Below are 2,925 nucleotides of genomic sequence, written 5' to 3'. Positions count from 1 at the left end.
TAATATTTGTCTTTTACAAAATGAATCGACATGGTATCTAGTTTTTATTCTTGGCCATTTAAAGGTTTTTATTTTTGTTAGTTGAGCAGTAATCAAAGGGTGTAAAGCCTTTGGATAAAAATTTATTGCAATGAGCATTAGAAACTACAAAAAATCAAACTAAGCTAAAGTTAAAATAATATAAAATTAATCTTTGAGGCAGTAACTTATGAGCTCATCTTCAATATCTTTCATTAAAATTATTAATTCGATGAACATTATTTGTTCAGAAATATCAATTCCATTTTTTGAATAACCTAAGCTTAATCCTTTCCATGTTATATTATCTATCTTTGGGTTATTAACTGTAACTTTGAAATTATGTGCCAATGCATTGCGTACTAACCAGCCAAATGTAAAAATAGTATTCCATTTTGTCGGATCTGTACCGAATACTTTAATTACTTTATCTTTTGTTGATTCCCAATATTGAATATATGTCGCTTGTCCTAGTGATAAAAAAACCTTTGCGAATCCGTCTAATCCTCCATTAATTTCTTCTTGGTCGGGAAAGGTTTTTTCTTTGAAATGTATGTTTATACTTTGAGGCCATCTATTGTCCATTAAATATTTGTAAATATCATACGGAAAAAAATAGTATATCTTGTTTGTGGCCTTAGTTCGTCCTTCAAAAAACAAATAGTGTCCCTCTTTATATGCTATGGCTTCAGTAAGGTAAGAGTCCATTAGCAAATTAGTTGAACAAACTCCAGCTAAAAATGAAACTACACCATCAAAAAAAACATATGAGTTATCAATTCGAATAAATTCAATTTTGTCTTCGGATCGCAAATAAAATATGTCTTGCTCGGTCATGATTTTAGTAAAACTGCTAAATCTTATATAAACAGATAAATTGAGGTAGCTAGCCGAATGTTTTCTATTAAACTAATATACTGAGGTATTTCATAGAAGGTACTTATATTGTTTACTGAGTCAAATATATGAGATATTTTTTTCTGAATGTGGGTCATGAATATTTTATTATCTGGCTGCTTTTGGGTAATTTAAATATTTTCGAAGGTTTGTTGTTTCGTGACCTGAAGAATTTATTAACTAATTGAAGTATTTTGAATTCAAAATGAAGGTTTTTAGAGTAATTTAGGTTTTTTTTATAATGAAAGCGGGGTCTCGACTACGCTCGACCTGACAGTCGAGATCTCAGAAATTTGTGCACAAAAAAAAGCCCCAAATTTGCATTTGAGGCTTCTTAATTTTCACTTCACATCTTTGGAGGCTACAATATCGCCTCTGCCTACGGGGAATCGATTGGACTGGCATCCCAGGCGAAACTTCACACCTTCGGAATGCCGCATCACCAGTATCATTCCCGAAATGGACGTGTTTAGTTTCAAAAATTTCGCACAAAAAAAGCCCCAAATTTGCATTTGAGGCTTCTTAATTTTCACTTCACAACTCTGTGACCCTACGGGGAATCGAAGCGAAACGTCGCACCGCCCAGTTTCATCCGTGAAATTGACGTGTCCATTTTTAGATTTTTTGTAAAAGAAAAAGCCTCGGTATTTCTACCAAGGCTTCTTAATTTTCACTTCACAACTCTGGAGGCTACAATATCACCTCTGCCTACGGGGAATTGATTGGACTTGCATCCCAGGCGAAACGTCGCACCGTCGGAATGCCGCATCACCGTTTTAATCCATGAAAGGGACGTATGCATTTTTAGATTTTACACCAAAGAAAAAGCCTCGGTATTTCTACCAAGGCTTCTAAATTTTCACTTCACAACTTTGTGACCCTACGGGGAATCGAACCCCGGTTTCATCCGTGAAAGGGACGTGTCCTAACCGCTAGACGATAGGGCCGACTGGTCCCATTTATCGAAATTGGCGTTTAAAAAACATCATTTTTTCTAAATGACCGATACCGTTTCCGTTATCGTGGTGCAAAAGTATAAGCTTTATTTTAATTACACAAGTGTTGATTTTAAATATTTCTGTTTTTGTTGAAATTCTTTTAATAATTCAATGAATTATCAGAAAAGGTAAATAAAATGCTGATTTTACTCATTTTCTCAGCAAATCGCTTTATTTTGGCGATTTGAGTGGCATTTTTTTGCTTAACCATCCTTTATGATTATTTTTGAACCCTAACCATTTATCTCGAATGCTCAATATCAACAAACTTGCACTTTTTCTGTTTTTTGTTTCACATGCTATTATAGCCCAAACGCTCAAATCGCCCGAAGAATACTTCGGAAATGCCACCGGCTCCAAGTTTCATTTTCACCACCAGTTGATAGGCTATGCCGAATATGTGGCGGCCAACAAACCCGAAAATGTGAAGATTTTTCCTTTGGGATTCACCACCGAAGGTCGTCCACAGATGATTGTGGCCATTGGATCCAAAGAAAATATCCAAAACATCGAGCAGATTCGTAAGTCCAACCTCCAAAACATTGGCCTCATGGCTGGAGCTGGCAATAAAAATATTCCGACGATTGCCTATTTGTCGTATAACGTACATGGCAACGAATCGGTAAATGCCGAAACTTCAGTGAAAGTGATTTACGAAATGGCCAACGGTACCTCGGATTTGGCCAAGAAAGTATTGAAAAATACCTTGATTTTGATAGATCCCTGCGTAAATCCCGACGGATTTGACCGTTACAGCCAGTGGTACAACCGCTATTTGGGCAAAAAGCCCGATTTGCATGCCGCCTCAGTAGAGCACCATGAGCCTTGGCCGGGTGGGAGATTTAACCACTATTTGTTTGACCTTAACAGAGACATTGCTTGGCAAACACAAAAAGAAACACAGCAACGTATCAAGTTTTATAATTCATGGATGCCGCACCTTCATGCCGATTTCCACGAAATGGGTCCCAACTCTACCTATTATTTCCCACCCTCGGCCAAGCCATTTCAT

2 protein-coding genes and 1 tRNA gene are annotated in these 2,925 nt (G+C 36.8%); 1 reads left to right on the top strand and 2 read right to left on the bottom strand.

Translation table 11 applies throughout. The features are described 5' to 3' along the window. Positions 1–186 precede the first annotated feature (186 nt). Both EGI24_RS19135 and EGI24_RS19130 read right to left on the bottom strand, forming a co-directional pair. A complete protein-coding gene (locus tag EGI24_RS19135) occupies positions 187–855 on the bottom strand; it encodes a hypothetical protein (RefSeq protein ID WP_255048629.1) in 669 nt (222 codons plus the stop codon). Between the two features lie 935 nt (positions 856–1,790). Continuing rightward, positions 1,791–1,862: transfer RNA gene (locus EGI24_RS19130), tRNA-Glu, on the bottom strand. A gap of 301 nt (positions 1,863–2,163) precedes the next feature. Between EGI24_RS19130 and EGI24_RS19125 the strand changes: the two genes are divergently transcribed. Next, the coding region (locus EGI24_RS19125) for a M14 family zinc carboxypeptidase (RefSeq protein WP_262926221.1) at positions 2,164–2,925 on the top strand (762 nt) is incomplete at its 3' end.

Source organism: Lacihabitans sp. CS3-21 (genome assembly GCF_024343675.1).
GTDB lineage: Bacteria > Bacteroidota > Bacteroidia > Cytophagales > Spirosomataceae > Leadbetterella.
This window is presented reverse-complemented; position numbering and strand designations above follow the sequence as displayed.

What these genes read in the sequence shown, in the direction of transcription:
- EGI24_RS19135 (WP_255048629.1), bottom strand. Translation starts at nt 855, where the DNA reads ATGACCGAGCAAGACATATTTTATTTGCGATCCGAAGACAAAATTGAA.